The sequence below is a fragment of the Sphingopyxis sp. genome, from assembly GCF_050725655.1.
GTDB lineage: Bacteria > Pseudomonadota > Alphaproteobacteria > Sphingomonadales > Sphingomonadaceae > Sphingopyxis.
On sequence record NZ_JBOHHT010000001.1, the window covers coordinates 1 to 19903 of the forward strand.

At 64.6% G+C, this 19903-nt stretch carries 13 protein-coding genes and 1 tRNA gene; 1 reads left to right on the plus strand and 13 read right to left on the minus strand.

All coding sequences use genetic code 11. The features are described 5' to 3' along the window. From ACREBX_RS00005 to ACREBX_RS00020, 4 genes are all read right to left on the minus strand, one after another. On the minus strand, nucleotides 1-836 hold an 836-nt coding region (locus ACREBX_RS00005), incomplete at its 3' end, for a secretin N-terminal domain-containing protein (protein WP_431559704.1). A gap of 6 nt (nucleotides 837-842) precedes the next feature. Further along, nucleotides 843-1724, minus strand: a complete 882-nt coding sequence (locus ACREBX_RS00010) for a type II secretion system protein N (protein ID WP_431559705.1) — start codon at nucleotides 1722-1724, stop codon at nucleotides 843-845. Nucleotides 1725-1998: 274 nt separating this feature from the next. Further along, on the minus strand, nucleotides 1999-4722 hold the full coding sequence (locus ACREBX_RS00015; protein WP_431559706.1) for a TonB-dependent receptor domain-containing protein: 2724 nt from the start codon (nucleotides 4720-4722) through the stop codon (nucleotides 1999-2001). A gap of 82 nt (nucleotides 4723-4804) precedes the next feature. After that, nucleotides 4805-6376: a hypothetical protein gene (locus tag ACREBX_RS00020; protein ID WP_431559707.1), complete on the minus strand. Its 1572-nt coding sequence runs from the start codon at nucleotides 6374-6376 to the stop codon at nucleotides 4805-4807. Nucleotides 6377-6696: 320 nt separating this feature from the next. Here ACREBX_RS00020 and ACREBX_RS00025 point away from each other — a divergent pair. Beyond that, nucleotides 6697-6783 (plus strand) — tRNA-Leu (locus ACREBX_RS00025). A 230-nt stretch (nucleotides 6784-7013) separates the two neighbouring features. On the opposite strand, the gene ACREBX_RS00030 is transcribed toward ACREBX_RS00025, so the two are convergent. From ACREBX_RS00030 to ACREBX_RS00070, 9 genes are all read right to left on the minus strand, one after another. Continuing rightward, on the minus strand, nucleotides 7014-8033 hold the full coding sequence (locus ACREBX_RS00030; protein ID WP_431559708.1) for a sugar kinase: 1020 nt from the start codon (nucleotides 8031-8033) through the stop codon (nucleotides 7014-7016). After that, complete coding sequence (locus ACREBX_RS00035; RefSeq protein WP_431559709.1) at nucleotides 8030-8827, minus strand: 2-keto-4-pentenoate hydratase; 798 nt, start codon at nucleotides 8825-8827, stop codon at nucleotides 8030-8032. Before ACREBX_RS00035 ends, ACREBX_RS00030 begins: the two co-directional genes overlap by 4 nt. Further along, nucleotides 8827-9573: a FadR/GntR family transcriptional regulator gene (locus ACREBX_RS00040; protein WP_431559710.1), complete on the minus strand. Its 747-nt coding sequence runs from the start codon at nucleotides 9571-9573 to the stop codon at nucleotides 8827-8829. Before ACREBX_RS00040 ends, ACREBX_RS00035 begins: the two co-directional genes overlap by 1 nt. A gap of 82 nt (nucleotides 9574-9655) precedes the next feature. Continuing rightward, nucleotides 9656-12520, minus strand: coding sequence for a TonB-dependent receptor (locus ACREBX_RS00045; protein WP_431559711.1), 2865 nt, complete (start codon nucleotides 12518-12520; stop codon nucleotides 9656-9658). Between the two features lie 115 nt (nucleotides 12521-12635). After that, nucleotides 12636-13475 (minus strand): rhamnogalacturonan acetylesterase, encoded by an 840-nt coding sequence (locus ACREBX_RS00050; RefSeq protein WP_431559712.1) that lies wholly within the window; start codon nucleotides 13473-13475, stop codon nucleotides 12636-12638. Beyond that, complete coding sequence (locus tag ACREBX_RS00055; protein ID WP_431559713.1) at nucleotides 13475-14227, minus strand: SDR family NAD(P)-dependent oxidoreductase; 753 nt, start codon at nucleotides 14225-14227, stop codon at nucleotides 13475-13477. Before ACREBX_RS00055 ends, ACREBX_RS00050 begins: the two co-directional genes overlap by 1 nt. Before the next feature lie 13 nt (nucleotides 14228-14240). Further along, on the minus strand, nucleotides 14241-15524 hold the full coding sequence (locus tag ACREBX_RS00060) for an MFS transporter (protein WP_431559714.1): 1284 nt from the start codon (nucleotides 15522-15524) through the stop codon (nucleotides 14241-14243). Next, entirely contained in the window at nucleotides 15521-17683 is a 2163-nt protein-coding gene (locus ACREBX_RS00065) for a heparinase II/III domain-containing protein (RefSeq protein WP_431559715.1), read from the minus strand. The genes ACREBX_RS00060 and ACREBX_RS00065 overlap by 4 nt, the downstream gene beginning before the upstream one ends. After that, nucleotides 17680-19863 (minus strand): chondroitinase-B domain-containing protein, encoded by a 2184-nt coding sequence (locus ACREBX_RS00070; RefSeq protein ID WP_431559716.1) that lies wholly within the window; start codon nucleotides 19861-19863, stop codon nucleotides 17680-17682. Before ACREBX_RS00070 ends, ACREBX_RS00065 begins: the two co-directional genes overlap by 4 nt. Nucleotides 19864-19903 lie beyond the last annotated feature (40 nt).

Genomic DNA, 19903 nt, shown 5'->3' on the forward strand with positions numbered 1-19903 from the left:
CCGCCGATGAGCTGTTGCAACGTCGGCAGCAGGGTTTCGGCATTGGCATGTTCGAGCCAGTAAACGCGCAGTTCGGTGCCGCCCGCCGCCTTCGCGTCGAGGTCGTTCGCCATCGACACGAAGCGCGCGACCATCGCCTGATCGCCGCGCAGCGCGATCGCATTGCTGCTGTCGATCGGCACGATCGCGACGGGTTTCTGCGCGCCTTCGCCCGCCGCCGGCACCAATGCCTGCAGCGCCGCGGCGATTTCGCGCGCGCCGGCGTTTTTCAGCGTGACGATCTGGCTGGTCGAGCTGTCGCGGTCGATACTCGACGCAAGCGCACGAATGCGGCGGATATTGTCGGCAAAATCTGCAACAACGAGGCTGTTGGCGTTGCGGTTCGCGGTCAGCGATCCCTGCGCGCTGACGAGCGGGCGCAATGTTTCGACCGCCGAGACCGCGTCGATGTAACGCAGACGGATGATTTCGGTGACGAACTGGTTCTGCGCCGCGCCGCTGCTGCCGATTCGGCCCGGCTGCGCCGCGGCGCCGTCGATCGGCTGGACGCGGTAGCTGCCGCTCGGTCCGGGGACCGCAACGAGGCCATTCGAGCGCAAGGTCGCGAGGAAAATCTCGAAATATTCGCTGCGCGACAGCGGCCGGTCGGTGACGACCGACACCTTGCCGTTGACGCGCCCGTCGATGACGAAGGTACGCCCGGTAATCCGCGCCGCATCCTGGATGAAGGCGCGGATGTCGGCATCGCGAACGTTGAGCGTGTACTGCGCGAACGCGGGTCCCGGCGTGGCGGAAACCAGTGCGGCGGCGAGCATCAGGGAAAGTTTGAGGCGCATGGGTCTCTATTGTTTCGAGAGGAAAATGGCGACGGGAACGACGCTGGCGCCGCGCTCGACTTCGAGCGCGATGCGCGCACCCGGCGTAATCTGGTTGGCGAGCGCGGCGGCATCGCTCGCCGATCCGATCGGCCGGCCGCCGACCGAGCGGATGACGTCGCCGGGGCGCAGGCCCGCGGAGCGGAACGCCGCGCCGTCGCCCTGCGGCTGGACGACGATGCCGGTGACGCGGCCGTTTTCGGTACGCGGGGCAAAGCCGACGCCAGCCTTGATCGCCGCGGAGGTCATTTCGCCGCTCGCACTCGCGCCGACGGCGGCGGCTCCGATCTCGGGCGTCGGCGCGGGGAGCGAGGTTGTAGCGTTCGCAACAGGCGCTTCGCCACTCTGGTCGATGAACAGACTTTCGCGTGCCCCGCCGCGGTCGAGCAACACATGATCGAAAGCGACACCAGCAAGCTTCAACCCGGGCGCGATCTCGTCGCCGACGGCATAGCTGGTCTGGATGCCATCCTCACCCGCGATGATCGCCGAGCCACCGCCCGTCGCTTCGTTGAGGTTGATGCCGAAGAGCGTCAGGCCCGCCGAGGTGACGGTCGTCGATGCGGGACCCTGTGCATTGCCACGGAAGAAGGGATCGAGGCTGGAAAAGAGCGCACGCCGTTCGGCGGGCGATGCGATGACCGCGGCCTGCGGCTGCCACGCGCCGAGCGGCGACAGCGGCGTAAGCAGTGCCCAGAGCAGCCGGACGCATTGCCAAATGAGCAAGGCGCCGAGCAGGCCGGCCAGCAGTCGCGGCCAGATCTCGCGCGGCGAGCGCCTCCAGGCGCGTAACCAGGCTGGCAGCGCGCGCGGCAGCCGAACGGCCGATCCGGACATCAGCGTCGCCATGAAATATCTCTGTCCCCCCAGACTGAAAAAACCTGTCTCGCGAATCGCCTAGGGGCGAACGGTGACAATCAGTTGACCGGAAGATTACAGTTTTTTGACAAGCGAGCGAGTCTGCTGAGGCGACCCGAAAGGATCTTCCCTCTGCCGCAGAGGTGGGAAGATGAGCGCCCCAGAGGGGCTGATGGAAGGGCCGGGATCGACCAGCAACCCTTCCATCCAATACCGCTTCGGGCCGCCCCCTCCCCATCGCTTTGCGACAGGGAGGATTTTGACCTTAGAACTTGAGCGACGCGCTGAGCGAGAAGGTACGGCCCAGCTTGTAACGGTTGAGGAAGATGCGGTTATCACCCGATGTTTGCACTTCCTCGTAATTGCGGCCGGTCAGGTTGCGCGCCTCGAACTTTAGTTCGATTTCCTTGTTCAGCAGCGAGATGCCCTGCCGCGCGACGAAGTCGAGCGAGATGCCCGGCTTTTCGCGGATATCGGGCTGACCCGACGGACCGCGGCTGGTGACGCGTGGACTGGCATAGGTCAGGAGCAGTGTCTGCTGCGACAGCCTGTCCTGGTCTTCGAGCCCGATCTGGATGTTGACCAAGTGGTCCGACTGGCCGGTGAGCGGCGAACCGTCGAAGAAGAAGTTGCTCGCAGCCTGCACCACGCCGTTGATCACCGTGGTGTCGCCAGCGCCGACCTGAATTTCCGATTTGGTGTAGGTGTAGTTGCCGATCAGCACCAAGCGGCGGCTCGCCCAGAAAGCTGCATCCGACAGTGTATCGAGTGCGAAATATTTCTGAACCTCGACCTCGCCACCGTAAAGCAACGCTTTGGGCGCATTGGCGAAGCTGGTGTTGGCGATCGAATCGGTACTGAGCGAGGTGTATGCCTCAATCGGGTTCTCGATCTTCTTGAAGAAACCGGCCACGGTGAAACGTTGGTCCTTGGCGAAATACCATTCATAGCGCAGCTCGCTGTTCCACAGCTCGCTGTCTGTTAGCGACGGGTTGCCGCGGAACTGACGGTTCGATTCGGGATCCTGATAGATTTGCGCGATGAGTTCGCGGAACTGGGGCCGCGCGATCGTATTCGATGCGTTGAGGCGCAGCTGCATATCGGGCGCCACTTCCCAAGTCAGCGTGACGGCGGGCAACCAATAGTCGTTCTTGAGATTGGTTGCGGCAATCGCACTTCCGCCCGTCCCGAACAGGGCGATCGGCACGACGGTCTGCTTGCCATCCTCATAGCGCACGCCGACGTTGACGTTCATGCCCGACACGATCTCGGCCTGAAGCTGTGCATAACCAGCATGGGTGGTCAGCCCGGCGTCGAAGGCGGCGGTGCCGTCCTGCGCCGATGTTTCGACCAGCGTGATGTCATAGAGCTGGATCGACGCGTCGGAGAGCAGATAATCGGGGCGCAACTGCGTCACCGGCACCGGCAGACCCGAGGCGCGAAACTGGAAGGCGCGGCGCACGGCGGTACGGCTCGTGTCGGTATAGGCGTAACCCACCGTCGCGGTAATCTGCGGGGCCAGCTCGTACGACAGGTCGACGCCGCCCGACCACAAATCCTCGTTGAGGTCCGAAAAGGCGATGGTCGCGTCGCCGCGGTTGCCGCCAAGGTCGTTGACGAACTTGTCGCCGGTCGGGTCCTGCGTCGTCGGCAGGTTGGTGCGGACATAGGTGAAGCCGCGCTCATATGGGGCCTCGCGCTGCGAATTGGCGTAAGCGCCGCGCAGATCGACCTTTAGCTGGTCAAAGTGGAATTCGCCGACGAACTGCGTGTTGATCAGCTGGCGTTCGTACCAAGCGGTGTCCTGCTTCATGATGTCGCGGCCGACCTGATTCGCGTCGGTCCCGAGGCCGAGACGTGCCTGCTTCAACGTGTCGCGGATAAAAAGGTTGGTCCAGCGCAGCTTGTGCTCGCCGATTTCGAGGCCGAGGCCGAGCAGGGCGTTCACGACGATGCGATTGTCGGTGATGACGCGGTTGTAGCTCGTCTGCGGATCGCCCGACAGATCCTGATTGAGCGAAGTCTGCTGCAACGTGTCGCGGGTGCGCCACTTGTTGCTGATCCCCGCCGTCGCGATGATCCCGAGTTCGCCGTCGGCGAGGGGGATCGTCGTGCCGCCCGTAACGCCCGCCGACCAGTTGATCGGGATATGATCATTCTGCTGCAGCAACGTCGTATCGCTGTTGACTAGCTCCATCTGGATAAATTCCAGATCTTCCTGGGAGAAATCGGCGCCTTCGAGGATCGGCTTGCCGCTGGCGAACGCGGCCTTCAGGAGCGACGGGACGTCACGGCTGCCGTCGTCGAAGCCCGTCCCGTCGGTGTCGCTGCCATAATAGGTATAGCCGAGCTCGTTCGTCGTCTCGCTGTCCCAGCCGATGCCGCCACTGAAGGTCAGGAAAGGCTCGCGCGGGATCGCCTTGGTCGTGAGGTTGATCACGCCGCCGCCGAATTCGCCGGGGAAGTTCGCCGAATAGCTTTTCTGGACGAGCGTCGAATCAATGACGTTCGAGGGGAAGATGTCGAGCGGAACGACGCGCTTTAGCGGCTCGGGGCTCGGCAGCGGCGAGCCGTTGAGCAGCGCGAGCGAGTAACGGTCACCGAGGCCGCGGACATAGACGAAGCCGCCGCCGACGACCGAAAGGCCGGTGACGCGCTGCAGCGCGCCCGAAATGTCACCTTCGCCGGTACGCGCAATGTCGGCCGACGATAGGACCGAAACGACTTCGGGGGTCGCGCGGACGACGTTGGGGGTAAAGCGGCCGGTGACGACGATTTCCTGATCGGCGCCGCCGGGAATCGAGACATCGCCCTGTTCGTCGTCCTCAGCCGCAGAATCGTCGGCGGCAGGTTCTTCGGTTGCGGGAGCTTCGGTCGTGACCGGGGGCGCGTCAGGCGCGGGGGCGCCCGTGTCCTGCGCCAGAACGGCAGGCGCGACGAGAGCGGAACTGAGGAGGAGCAGGCTGGCGAAGATCGGCCGCTTGGTCATGATGGAAAGTCCCCAAGAATATGCAGGAAGGGAGCGGGCCAGCCCGTCAGGCGTGCCCGCTCCCCAATTGGATCGCGAGCGATCAGGTCGTCGGGATGGCGCTGCAGGCGCGGCTCGTCGTGCCGAAGTTCGCGGTCGACGAGTTGCAGGTCCAGCCCTGATACCAGGTGTCGTTGGCGTCGCGGACGGCGCCGACATAGGCGGTGGTGTCGAAGAAGGCGTTCAGCGTCTTCGCGTTGAAGGGCGTGAAGCCGGTTTCGGTGGCCCCGTTGATGAACAGGCTGGTCAGCGACGGCACATAGTTCGAACGGTTGTTCGTGCCGGCTTCGAAGATCGTCTGCACCTGCGCGTCGGTGACGCCGCTCGTGCCGCGGAACGGGGTGGCGTTGCACTGCAGCGACATCGACTGGAACACCGGCGGGCCGGCTTCGTCGAGCGCGGGGTTCGCCGGGTTGATCGTCGTCGCGCTGTTGAGGCCGAGGCAGCGGAAGCCCGGAGCGACGATCAGGCCGTTGGCGAAGGTATAGTCCGCGCCGCCGCGGACGAGAATCGACACGCCGTTACCCGCCGCATTGTTGCGGTGGATATAGGTGAAGTTCGAGATCGCGACATTCTGACGCGGAACCGCATCTTCGTTGCCGTTCGAGTCGATTTCCATCATCGAGTCGCCGACTGCACCGCCTTCGCGCTGCACGCCGATGACGTACTGGATGTTGCCCTTGTAACCGACGTCGGTGTCGAGACCGTCGTCTTCGGCGCCGGTGATTACCAGATGCTTCATGTTCACGCGGCCGCCGAACACTTCGATGCCGTCGTCCGAGCTGTTGTGGATCTGGATATGATCGAGCTGGGTGTTCGAACCGACACCCGAGGGGGTCAGACCCTGAAGCTCGCTCGCCGCCGACAGGATGAAGCCCGAATAGCGGATCTGGACATAGGACATACGGCCCGAGTTATCGGCCGGCTGCGCGCCGCCATAGAGCGCGTTCGACGTGCCTTCGGTGTCGCGTTCGCAAGCCGCGGTGCCCGGCGCCGCGCCCGGTGCGAGACAGTCGGTGATCGGCGCGCGGCCGAGCAGGACGACACCGCCCCAAAGCTGCGACGTCTGGTCGCCAGCCGAGCCGACGACGTTACCGCGGCCGGTGAAGATGATCGGCTGCGTCGGCGTACCGACCGCATCGATGCGGTTGCCGCGATTGACGGCGAGGAAGGAAACGCCCGTCGCACCGAAGATGGTGACGCCCGGGTCGATCGTCAGCGTGACGACGTTGTTCGTGCTCGTCGCACCTTGGTCGGTACCGACATCGACGCGGCCGGGCAGCGAATAGAGAACGCCCGCGACCTTCGGAATCGCGGTCGTCGCGGTAAAGCGCGTCGGGAAGCCGCAGTTGCGCCATTCGCCGCCGGGCCCCGAAACGGTGCCGAGGTTCGCGAGCTGGTCGGGGCCGGCGATGCTGGGGCAGTTCGCGGCGGGGGTGACGGTCGCCGGCGGGGTCGGGGTCGGCGTGGGGGTCGGTGTCGGGGTGGGGGTCGGCGTCGGGATGACGATCACACCCTCACCCGGTGATGCGACGCCGTCGGCACCGCACGCCGCAAGGATGGAACAGGCCACGCCGCTGAGCATGACCAAACGAATGCGTGCGAAAGCCGCCATGAAAATCTCCGTTCCCGGTGTGCGCCCCCAATATCGGTTGAGCGGCGCCCCTGATGAAAAATCACCGGCGAACGAGAAGAGATATGCTGACTCGCCCCCGGTGACGCCGCCACTAGGGTGATTCGATGACGGTCTGACGCCAGAGCCGTGACACTTGAGTGACTCTTTCGAGTCGGTTTGATGACAAGAACGGCGGCACTAGGAGCCGTCTGCTCGCACCTGTGAAAATAAATGCGGCGAAGCTCGCTTGCATCACCCGGAAAGCTTTGCTAGGCGCCCGCTCCTACCTGGTGCCGGACCCGTCCGGACCATCATGATGTGCGGTCGTGGCGGAACTGGTAGACGCGCAACGTTGAGGTCGTTGTGGCCGAAAGGCCGTGGAAGTTCGAGTCTTCTCGACCGCACCATCGTAAGTAGTTTATGGCTTGTTTTCAGCATATTGGTTGAAGCCATAAACTCGGCGGGGTCAGTGGTTGCCCGCCCCGATCTCGCAGTTTTGATGGCCTCGCAATTTTACTGGCGATGGCGGCTTGGGCAGGCAAACCAGGCACGTCGGTAATTGCCAACTTACGGACTGGTCCCTTTTCATCGAGCGATAACGGGCTGGGGACATTCAGCCCAATCTTGCCGGTGCGGCCTAGCGTGAAATATCCTGCGCCACATCGGAAACCCGGTCGAGCATTGCGCGGGAAAATGGCGCAAAATCGCCGTGGATACCATGTTTGAGCACGGATAGCCCGAGGCCGCGCTTCGCTGCGTCAGCCAGCCCCCTCCCCTGCCACAATCCGTCGAGAACGCCGGCTGCGAACGCATCGCCGGTGCCGACGCGGTCGATTACCGGCGCGACGACGGTGGGATCGGTCACTCCTGCTTCGTCGCGGCTATCGACACGCGCCGTGATCCGGTGCACGTCCGCGCCGACAATCTCGCGAGCCGTGGACGCAACATATAAAAGCGAAGGAAAGTGATCGAGCAGCGCAACGGCTGCCTCGCGCCGCCGGTCTTCGGCTTCACCCGAAAATTCGCGACCGAGGAGCAGCGCCGCGTCGCGATGATTGCCGAACAATAGCGTCGCCTGCGCGACGATCGGCTTCAATATCGCCGCTGGATCGGACTGCCAGCGGCCCCAAAGGCGTCCGCGCCAATTGCCGTCGAACGACACGCCGATCCCGGCCGCGCGCGCGCGCGTGACAGCTTCCAGCACAGCCTCGGCGCTGCCCGGCCCGAGCGCGGGGGTAACCCCCGACACATGCAGCCAGCCGACGCCGTCGAGCAGGCCATCCCAGCTCCAATCTCCCGCTCCGGCCCCGGCAAAAGCCGAGCCGGCGCGGTCATAGACGACCTCGGCCGGCCGCATCGGACCGCCGGGAAGGTAATAATAGAGGCCCATGCGGCCCGCGGGGCGGAGCACGGGCGCGGCGTCGACACCGTGGCGGCGCAATTCTCCGAGCACGCCGTCGCCGATCGCGCCTTCGGGGACCGCGCTGATCATCGCCGTGTCATGGCCAAGCGCCGCCAGCGCAACGGCGACATTCGCCTCCGCACCGCCGACATGCGCCTCGAATCGCGCCGATTGCAGCGGCAATTCGCCGTGCGGAACCGAGACGCGCATGACGATTTCGCCGAAGCAGGCGATGGTTCCTTGGGGCGCGATCATGGCTTGAATCCGGTTTCCGCAATGGCGGTGCAGGCAATATGGACGGCCGAACCGAAACGGGCTGTTGCCGCGCTGCCGATGCCGATTGGGTGAACGCCGGTGATCGCACCGGCCGAAATCCATTGCCCGGGCTTCAGTTCGATGACGCCGCGCCGATGGAGGTCGACGAGGAAGTTGAGCGATCCCCAGGGACCGTCGAGCACGTCGATCGCGCGTCCGGTTCCGACCGTCACGCCATCGATTTTTGTTTCGACGGTCAGCGCCGCGAAATCGTCGATGTCGAGCCTCGGCCCCAACAGAAGCCCATTGTTGATGCCGACATCGGCGATGATGCCATAGGGGGCATGGTCGTGGACATCGGGTACGGGCGAGCTTGCGACTTCGAACCCGGCGCGGATCTCGTCGACCCATGCAGCACCATCGTCACTGCCAGTCAGCCGGTCGGGCACCGCGCGAAGGCGCAGCATCACCTCGGCCTCGATCGCACCGGCGCCGCCCTCGAAAATCGCTGCCTCGCCCGGAACGTCCCCGTCGAGTTCGGCGATCCGCAGCACGGGCCCGGCGACACGCTCGGCCCCCAGGACCTTGATCAATGCCGGCGGGATACGCCCGACCTTCCAGCCGCAAACCGGTGCACCCAGCGCAGTGGTCAGGCGCTGCTGCGCCGCATAAGCCTCGGCGAGCGTGGCCGGCACCGGCGCGGGAAAGGCGGTCAGCGCCCGTCCCGACAGGCGTGCGTCGAGCAGTGCCGCAACCGGATCCGGGGCGGCCGGTGAAAGCAAATGGTTCGACATCAGGCCAGTTTTGCGCTGAGCAGATAGCGTTCGCGGCTTTCGGCGGACTGACGGCGCAGTTCGACGATCGCGCGTTCCTCGGTCTCGTCGAGCATCGACTCGATCAGACGGTTGAAGTGGCGCCGCATCGCGAGCCGGGCGCCGGTCGCATCGCGATTGCGCAGCGCCGCGACGACATCGGCATGTTCGGCCTGGCGCGCGCTGCCGTCCTTGCGGCACACCAGCGAATGGCTGCTCCGCACCTCGGGCAATTCCATCCGCATCCGCCACAGGCTCTCGATCACATGGATGATCGCCTTGTTGCTCGACGCCGCGGCGATCGTCATGTGAAACTCGCGGTCGATCGCACTGATTTCCTCCTCGCTCTTGCTGTCATCGGCCATAGTCTCGAGCAATTCGTCGAGTTTCGCGAGCGTGTCGGCCGATATGGTCGGCGCGGCGAGCGCCGCGGCTTCGGCCTCGAAAAGCGAGCGTGCCTCGGTGAGTTCGAAGGCGCTGACCTTGGGCAGGATCGCATTGTCGCCGGGCAGGATCGCCTCGACATAGGCACCTGCCCCGGTGCGGATGTGAATCCACCCCGTCGCCTGCAACGCAATCTCGGCCTCGCGGATCGTCACCCGGCTGACCTCGAAACGCTCGGACAGCTCGCGCTCGCCGGGTAGCCGCGTTCCCGGCGGAAAAGTTCCGTCGAGAATCTGGCGCCGGATCGTGTCGGCGACATCTTCGAAAAGGCGGCGTTCGGCCATGGTCAATCTTCTCCCCGCACAAGCGTCAGGAAGTCCATACAATCCGGTATGACAAGTTTGAAGCCCATGACCGAAACTAGTTTCAAATCCGGGCCCGGATGCCGATGAAATATTTCGCGCCATAATAGTGATACTGGCGACTGCTGCCATAGACCGGCATGTAGGTCGCCTTGGGTTCGTTGAAGATGTTGAGTGCTTCGAAGCGGAGCGACACGCCCTTCATCAGGTCGAGCGAGGCGCGGAAATCGACGGTTTCGCTGGGCGCGACGTAGCGCAGCTGGCTGTTGCCGCCGACAAAGTCCTGGAAGTATTTTCCGCGATAATTGTAGATCGCCTGCAGCGACACCGGGCCGATCTCGTAATAGGCCTGCGCCGACAAGACGTGCTTCGAATAGCCCGAGAGGTTCGCGGGCGGAATGATGCCGCCGCTCACGCTGTCGGTTTCGGGATCATAGACGTCGCCGAGCCGGATATCCTGCGTCTTGAAATTGGAATCGGCGTAATTGTAGCTGACCTTCGCCCCCAATCCGTCGAGCGGCTTGGGCAGGAAGCTGAAACGCGTCGCCGCCGTCAGTTCGAGACCATAGATGCGCGACTTGTCGGGGCTGTTGCGCGTCTGGATGACGGGGATCGACACCGATTGGCCATCGATCGTGAAATCCTCGTTGAACACCACCGGCTGGAAGCCGCCGGTGAACTGCTTGTAATAGACGGTCGCCGACAGCAGGCTGTCCTTGTTCGGATACCATTCGAGCGACAGGTCGCCGTTCCACGACATCAGCGGTTTCAGGCGCGGGCTGCCGTTGGCGCGGATATTGTCGATCGCATCCTCGATCGACGTGAAATCCCCGGCGCCTTCGAGCGTGATCGTGCGCCCGGCGCCGAGCGCGCTCGGGTTGGGGCGGGACATGGCGCGATAGCCGGCAAGGCGAACGAGCGTGTTCGGCGCCACCTCGAAGATCGCGTTGACGCTGGGCAGGATACGCGTGTTGCTGCTCTTGATCGTTTCGGTCACGAAGTCACCGGTTTCGTCGAGCGTGAAGGAGCCGTCGCCGCTGGGGTCGGGAACGACGATGAGGTCGCTGCGCAGTCCCTTCGAGGTGACGCGCGTGTTGACGACCCGCACGCCGACATTGCCGCGCACCGGCATGCTGCCGAGGTCGCCTTCATAATCGGCCATCACATAGCCCGCGAGCGTGCTTTCCTTGACATCGCGGCTGGCGACCGAGCGCTTCTCGCCGGGCAGGCCCGGATCCTCGGTTCCCATATATTCGCGGAACAGGCAGTCGACGTCGAAGGTCGCCCAGCTGTTGATGCTGTTGCCCTTGGCGGCCGACAGGAAATCGGTCTGAGGGAACGCCTGGCGGCAGATATTGTTGATCCGCTTGTCCTCGGCGATCGGGGCGGTCAGGTTGAAGTCGCCGTTGCGCAGATCGTAATCGCGGTAGGTGAGCCGTGACCAGCGGCCGCCCGCCGAGATCGTCTTCAAGAAACCGTCGAGTTCGTAGGTGGCGTCGAAGCGGCCGGCGAAGATCTCGTTGTGGCGCTTGGCTTCGTCGCGCCGGAAGCGCGAGTCCTCCCAGAAGAGATCGTGATTGTTGAGATCGAAGCGCGGGTCGACCGTGATCGTCGGGACAAAGCTGCCCGGCGTGATCTCGTATTTATAGGGGATGCGCCGGTTGTTGAACACGGTACGCACGCCGTTGACGTCGGTCGCAGCGGTGCGCAGGCGGACGTTGCGTTCGATTTCCTTGCGGATCGTGCGCGAATAACTGCCGTCGAGCGTGAGCGTCAGCCGGTCGCTCGGCTGCCACTCGACCGACAGGCCGCCGCCCAGATATTCCTCCGACCGTGACAGTTCGGAGCCGTTCGATTCGATTGCCGAAAGGCCGTTCAGGCTCTGGATGATGCCGTTTTCGTCATAGACGACGTTGGTCAAGCCAACGCGGCCTTCGGACAGGTTGAGGTCGCGGCGGCTTTCGACAAAGGTACGGTCGGAATATTGGACATCGAGGTTGATGTCGAGCGTGTCGGTCGGGCGGAACTGGATCGCGCCGAACACCGCGTCGCGCTTGTCGGTCTCGCTGATCTGGCGGAAGGTGTAGGCGTTGGGAACGAGGTAGAAGGGCAGATTCTGCCCATATTCCCCGCGCTCATATTCGTTGCAATTGCCGTTCGCGACGACGGGCGAAGCCTGGCACGCCGTCCAGGTCGTCGACGCGGCGTAGGTTTCCTCGGGGTTGTTCGTATCGTTGCGCTGGACACCGATCGCGATGCCGATGGTGTCGTTCGCGAACTGGTCGACATAGCTCAGCGTCCCGCGCCAGCCGATGCCTCCCGCGCCGCCGGTGATGCGGTCGCCATAGGGATTATATTGCGCCTTGATGTCTGCCTGCAGGCGGCGCTTGCCGAAATCGAGCGGGCGCAGCGTGCCGATCTCGATCGTGCCCGCGACGCCGCCTTCGACAAGGCTCGCCTGCTGGGTCTTGTAGATCTTGATATTGTTGACCAGCTCGGACGGGAACTGGTTGAAGTTCACCGAGCGGTCGCCGCTGCCGTTCGAGGCATCGCGGCCGTTGAAGGTCGCGTTCGACAGGAAGGGGCCAAGGCCGCGCAGCGCGATTTCGGACGCATCGCCCTTTTCGCGGTGCGTCGTCGCGCCGGTGATCGTCTGGATCGCCTGCCCGACCGAGATGGCGGGTATATCGCCGATGTCGTCCGACGACAGCGCGTCGACGATCGCGGTTTCCTCACGCTTGGTGTTGATCGAATTCTGGATCGTCTCGCGGATACCGGTGACGACGATCGCGTCTTCTTCGGGTTCGGCCTGCGGCGCGGGCGCGTCCTGTGCCATCGCGGGCATCGCGGCGATCAGCAGCGTCGAACCGGCGCCGGCCAGCAAGGCGGCACGCAGCGTGCGCGCGCAAATCTGATTACGAGAATTCACGTCGTCTCTCCCAAATGTCGATTCTGTTCTGGCCTGTGCTGTCAGGCATGGCTGCAATTTTGTCAACCATTGTGTATGGCAAATTGGTTAGTCCATATTGCCATACACTTGCTTGCTAACGAACCAGTTGGCTCCGCAGCGCAGGCACGGCGCGCGCGAGCGCCTGTGTGACGAGCTTGGCGGTGACCTCGGCGCCGATGTCTCCGAGGTGCGTGTAATCGAACTTGCGCGTCACCTGTCCGCGCGCGCCATCGCCCGCGATCGGGGCCGGCTCAGGCGGTGCCGGGCGCGCGGTCAGTGTCGTGCCCGTCTTCGCCGCGGCGAGTTCCTCGCGGGTCGGCGGTTCCTGTGCGAGCTTTGTCGCTATTTCGGCGCCCATTTCCTGCGCCTGCGCGGCGCTCAGCGCATTGAGGTCGACGAGCGGCACGTCCATGGCCTTCGCGATGGCGCGCACCTGGCCGGACCAGCTCGCAAGCGTGTTCCTGAGCTTGCCGTCCTTGAACTCGCGGCGCGTCAGCGGGGTGACGAGCACGGGCGTTGCCCCCGCCGCCCTCACCTCTTCGACGAAGCGGCGAAGGTTGGCGGGGAATTCGGTCGTCTCGTCGGTCCAGCGCTCCGATTTGCTCGACTGATCGTTGTGCGCGAACTGGATCAACACCCACGTGCCGCGGTAGCCCGGCACCTTCGCCTCGGCGAGTGCGATGTCCCAGCCGCCTTCCTGACGATAGCTGCGCGTGCTGCGTCCGCCGCGACCGGCGTTGAGACAAGCGACCGACGACTTCACATGATGCGCGCAAAACGCCCCGCCCCATCCGCTGTGCGGCGCCATCGTCGAATCGCCGACCAGGATGATCTTGTACGGCTCGAGCGGCGGCGCATCGGTCCGCTCGCGGGTCTGGGCCTGCGCCCCGCTCGCGAGCAGGGCAACGATGGCCGTCGCAATGAGCCAGCGCATCAGGAGAAGCCCAGCCCGCCGTTGATGTCGAGACACACACCCGCAAGGAAGCTTGCTGCCGGCGACGCCAGATAGACGATCGTGTCGGCGACCTCGTCGGGATGGCCTTCGCGGCGCAGCGGCGTGTTGCCGGCGACCGCGGCGCGGCCCTCGGGCTTCGAGAAAATGTCGTGGAAGCTCGTACCGATCAGGCCGGGGCAGACGGCGTTGACGCGGATGCCCTGCGGCCCGAGTTCCTTCGCCATCGAACGGGTATAGGTCATCAGCGCGCCCTTTGCGGTCGCGTAGACCGATGCGCCCGGACCGCCGCCATCGCGGCCGGCGAGCGACGATACGTTCACGACAGCCGAGCCTTCGCCAAGGAAGGGCTGCGCCGCCTGCAGCACAAGGAAGACCGATTTCAGGTTGAGCGTCATGACCTGGTCGAAGAAGGCTTCGTCCATTTCGCTGAGCGTCTTGCGCGCGATCATCCCGCCCGCGAGGTTGACGAGGATGTCGAGCCGGCCGCTGAACGCGATGCCGACCTCGTCGAGCATCGCCTTCACGGCATTGCTGTCGGTGACGTCGGCCTGGATCAGGAAGGCGTCGCCGCCCGCATCCTTGATCGTTTTCAGCGTGTCCTCGGCGGCTTCGCGGCCGCTGTTATAATTGATCGCGACGCGGACGCCGGCGCGCGCGAGCGCGATCGAGACCGATCGGCCGATGTCGCGTCCGCCGCCGGTGACGAGCGCGGTTTTCCCCTGGAGAGTCATGTGATGCAGTTCCTTATTCTTGGGTGTTGGTGGGTGGGGTGACGACCGGTTCGACGCGTCCGCCGATCAGCCAGAAACACAGGAAGGAAATCGGCACGATCGCCGCGCTCAGCGCAAAGATCGGCGCGTAACTTGTCTTGGTGAGCACGGGGACGAGCCAGGTGGTGATCAGCGTGCCCGCAACCGCGGCAGTGCCGCTGATCCCCGCAAGACTACCGACCGCGCCACCGCCGAAAAAGTCGCTCGGCAGCGTCTGGATATTGCCGATCGCCATCTGGAACCCGAAGAGGATACACGCGATCAGCAGCACCGCGGAGAGCGGCTCGCCCGCACCGATGGTGAAGAGCAGCGCGGGGAGCATGATGGCGCAGCCGATCGCGATGGTCAGCGTGCGCGCCTTGTGCACGCCGCCGCCCGCAGCGATGATCCGCCCCGAAAGCCAGCCGCCAAACAGGCTACCGAACATCGCTCCGACGAAGGGCACCCACGCGAAGAGGCCGATCTGCTTGACGTCGAAGCCGAAGGTTTCGGCCAGGTAGATCGGCAGCCAGGAAACGAAGAGCCACCAGACCGGATCGAGGAAGAAGCGCGACAGGATGACGCCCCAGCTCTGGCGATAGCGCAGCAGTTCGCCGAGCGGGATGCGGCGACCGTCGTCCTGTCCAGCCTCGGTGCGGCCGGTTAGGATATATTCGCGTTCTTCTTCGCTGAGGCTGGGGTGTTTTTCGGGGTCGGCCTTGTAGAACCAGAGCCAGGGAATGAGCCAGAGAAAACCCAAGATGCCGATGACGAGGAAGGTGCCGCGCCAGCCGAAATAGACGAAAAGCAGGGCAACGAGCGGCGCCGAAACGATACCGCCGAGCGATGCGCCGGCGTTGAAGATGCCCTGCGCCAGCGCACGCTCGCGCGACGGGAACCACAAAGCGTTCGCCTTTGCCGCGCCGGGCCAGTTGCCCGCTTCGCTGATCCCCAGTGTTGCACGCAAAACGCCGAGCAACGGCAGCGAGCGGACGAGCGAATGCGCCGCGATCGACAGCGACCAGAAGATGATCGAGAGCGCAAAGCCCATCCGTGTGCCGATCGCGTCGAAGATGCGACCGAACACCGACTGGCCGAAGGCGTAGAAGATCATGAAGATCGTCACCAGCAGCGCATAATCTTCCTTGGTGGCGCCGATGTCTTTCGACACCTCGGGCCACATCACCGCGAGCGCGTTGCGGTCGATGTAATTGATGACGGTGGCGAGCGCGATCAGTCCGATGACGCACCAGCGGAAGCGGCCCTTGATATTGCTCATTTCTTCGCTCCGGTTTTGGCGAGGTCGAGGCGTCCGACAGGGCCGGCCCAGGCGAGCGTGCGGCCATCGACGATGATGCTATGCTTGGCTCCGGCTGCGACATCGTCGGCGACCGCCACCGCGATACGGCGCCCGTTGACGAGGGTGATCAGGACCAGATCGACGCCCTTTTCCCTGCGATGCTCAAGCGAGACCACGCGCGCGCTGCTCTGGGCGACCGTCTCGGCCGATGCATCATAGGCGCCATGCGGCTCGAGCAGGCTGACGAAGGTCGCGTCCGCCGCGCCGTCGACGCGCTGGATCAGCGCGGGTTCGCGCCGCAGGTTGAACTCGGGATCGTTGGCGCCGCTTTCGGCGACGATGAAACGCGCGCCCGCAGGCGGGAGCATATGATACGAGTAGAAACGGCTGCCCTGCATCCATGTCAGCCGTGCCTTGCCCGCCTTGCTGCCTTCGCCGTCGACCCACAGATGCTCATAGCCATTTGCCTTGCCCAGCACGGGTCGCTCGGCGAGCTTTCGGTCGAACGCAATGTCGCTGTCGATAATCTGCCCCGAAAAATGCAGCGGCAGGTCATAACGATGCCTGCCGCTGCCAATCCCGTGGAGGACATCGAGCGTGAGGGGGTTGGCGAGGCCGTCGACCTCGACCAGAAGCAGCGCGCGGCGGATTTTGACGTCCTGATACGCGCTATCGATTTCACCGATCGCATAGCGGGTCGGGCCTTCGAGCGATGCAGCGAGCTGGCGCGTCCCCGATTTTTCGCCCGCCTTCCAGTCGCCGCCAAAATGGCTTTGCTCATCGACGACAAGCGTATTGTGCGCGATCGTCGCGCTGGCCCAGCTGTCGTTTTCGGGCAGATAACGCCCGCCCCGCTTCGCCTCGACATTGAGGAAGCGCGCGGCGCCATAGTCGGTCACGACCGCGCCGGTCTCGTCATAATAGAGCCAGCCGAGGCGGTCGAAATGTCCGTGCCCCATGCCCTGCACCGTGTTCTTCGCGACGAGCAGCGGACCGGTCGGATCGGCCTTGGTGCGGAGCAGCACAAGCGCGCCGTCCTTGCCCTCTGGGCCATCGCTCAGGCTGCGCGAGGCGAAGGGCCAGGGCTTGGCCTTGCCCACAGCGAGGTCGGCCGCCATCGCTTGTCCGGCGGGCGTCAACACCGTGCGCCCCTGCCAGTCGGCGATCGACAGGAAGGTCGGATCCTTCGTCGCGCCATAGGCGATGGCGACGGCGTGATAGAGTTCCTCGGTGCGCAGACTCTTGTCGGGCATCGCGTCGTTGATCGGCAGGAAGTAGCCGTCGTGGGTGACGTCGATCGCCGTCCTGATCGCCTTCAACACGATGCCATCGCGGTATTCGAAAATCTTGCGGTCGGGATCGTTCGCCGCGATTGCGGCTGCAAAGACGACGAAAGGCTGCAGCGCATAGCGCTGGTAATAGGGCCCTTCGGCATAATAGCCGTCGGGCGAGAAAAGCAGGTCGAGTTGGCGGAGGAAGCCCGCCTTGCCGCTCTTGTCGAGGCCGAGCAGCGCCTTGTCGACAAGGTCGCGGTCGCCGAGCAGATAACCCGACAGGCCGACGCCCGCCGCGGCCCAGGTCGCGTGATTGTGGATGCGGTTGATCACCTCGGGCGAGCCGTCGGACAGGAAACGCGCCATCGGGCGGATCACCTGATCGTCGATGCGCTTGCGGTCGGCGGCGGACAATGCGTTCCGTATCTCGGCATAACCCTGCACCGCGTTCACAAGGAACACGCTGTCGTTGAGGCTCTGCCAGAAGAGGCGGCCGGGCACCTGGTTCGACGCCGCGGGATGCGGCCCGAGCTCCGGATAGAGATCGGCATAGGCGAGCAGCAGGTCGCGAACATGATCGCGGTAGCGCATATCGCCGGTCAGGCGGAAAAGCTGGCCACCCTCGAAGATGGTGCGATAATTGCGCTTGTGCTGTTCATGGGTGAAGCCGCCGCCGGGGTCCTTCGGCACCGGCACATTGATGCCCGCCTTGATCGACGCCTCGACACCGGCCCTGGCGCGCTCGATCTCGGCAGCGAATAGCGGCGCGAACGCCTGCGCCGAGGCAGCTGGCGGGGTCTGTGCCGAAACGGGGATGGCCGGCAGCGCCGCCGCGGCGAGCAAAAGGGCGATGGTGCGGGTCACGGGCGCGCCTCCACGACATTGCCCGAGATCAACCCGCGCGGCGGACCTTTCCACGCGAATTCCTCGATCCGGGGCGCGGGCGTTGCGGCGAAGGCGTTCGACGCGATCCGTGTTTCGGGAGCGCCGACCGAATGGATGACAAGGATGCCCTCCGACTTGGCGAAGTTGTTCTGCACAATGTCGGCGTGCTGGGCGCCAGAGATGCGCAGCGACGCACCGCCCGCGCCGCTGTCGGCGACGCTCGATCCGGTCATCGCGAACCAGGGACCGAAGGTACTCTCGTCGGTGCCCTTGCGCAGCAGGTCGGCGACCATCGCGACGCGCGCGAAGCGGCTGCCGGTAATCGTCAGCCGTTCCATCGGATACCAGCCTTTGGGTTCCTGCTCACCGGTCGCCGCGACGACGACGCCCATCTCGGCAAAGTCGCTGTTCGTGATCGTGACATCGTCGGCGAAGGTGCCCGGCGCCATAGCGAGGCCGTCGAGACGGCCCTTGCCGGACCCCCGCACCGACACGCCGTCGAGCGTGACGCTATAGTTGGGCGCAACTCCCGTCGCGACTGCGATCAGCGCGCCCTCGCTGGAAGCACCGCTCGCGTCGATCGCCAGATTTTCGAGCCGCAATCCGCCGCCGCCTGCGATGCGCGCTAGGCTCGACGCGACACGCAGCACAGGCTTCGCGTTCCTCGCGCCCGCGATGGTCAGCCGGTGCCGCACCGTCAGCGGCGCGGCGACGTCATAAGTGCCAGTTGCGAGCGTCAGCGTATCGCCCGCCTTCGCATCGGCGACCGCCTGCGCGAGCGACGCGCCGGCAGCAAGCGGCCGCTTGCTGCCGCTGCCGAATGCCGCTTCGGGGGCATCGCCGCGATACCAGGGCGCGCCGACCTCGTCGCGCTTCACCGGCTTCAGGTCGCGCGATGCACCCACCGCGGCAAGCGCTGGATCGGTCGGGTAAAGCAGCCCATTGGCGGCACGTTCGAGCGCCACGTCGCGCTGTTCAACGCCCGCGCCCAGCAACGGCTTCGCGACCTTCGCCTCGACATTGCCCGCCAGCGCGATGCCGCCGATCTCGCCTTCGGCACGGAAGGGGTCCTGCCCCTTTGCACCGACAATCAGATTGCGCTCGAATTTGCTGTCGACGGGTGCTGCCGACCGTTCGGTATCGGCACCCGCAGCCAGCGTGATGCGCGCGCTATCGATGATGCTGTTCCCCTCGATCCGGGCATTCGCGACCTGATGATAGCGGTTGATCACCGAGTTCGGCACGCCGTTCATCACGCTGATCGCGCTTTTGAACGAGGTGCCCGCGAGCCCTTCGAAATAATTGCCGCGCACGATCTGGTCGCGGTTGATCACGCGCACGCCGCCGGTGTCGGGCACGCCCTTGCCGAGGAAGATGTTGCGCTCGACGAGGTTGCCGTTGCCGTGGCGGAGCACGATCGCCCCCTGCGCTTCGAGCAGCAGATTTTCGCGGATAATATTGCCGCCCGACTTGATCGAAACGATCTCGACCTCGCCGCTGGTGCGGTCGAAGATATTGCGTTCGATAGTCGTGTTGGATGCCGACAGCGATTCCTCGCTGGTGCCGATCCGGATCGTCTCGCCGCCGTTCGAGCCGAGCGGCGGGCGCGGGCCGAAATAATTATGGTCGATGCGGTGGCGGTTATCGAGCGGTTCGCCCGCGCGGCGGATTACCGCCAGCGTTACGCCGCTGTTCGTCTTGCCCTCGAAATGCGAATGGTCGACGCGGTTGCCAGTGCCATAAAGCGCAACCCAGATGTCCTCGGCGCGGCGGTCGACCTTGCTGTAACCGTCGATGACGACCTCGGTAACGCGCGTGTCGTTCGCGAGCGTTTTTGAATCGCGGCGAAAGCTGATCACTTCACCGGTCGGGCTGGCGCCATTTTTGAAGACAAGACCCGAAACGAGCAGATGCTGGCCGCCAATGCGCAGGTTGGACTGGCCGGTGATCGTGACCTTGCCCTTGGTCTGCGCGGTCAGGGTGATCGGCTTGGCGGCGCTGCCGCTGCCGGTGAAGACGATCTGGAAATCGCACCATTCGCCATCGGCGAGGATGATCGTGTCGCCTGGCTGCGACTTTTTTACCGCTGCCCTATACTGCGCCTGGTCGGTCACCAGCCTGTCGCGCGCCAGCGCGGGGTGTGCCGCCGAGGCCAGCATCGCTACCGTTAAAACCGCCCTTATCTGCACTGCGCCTCAC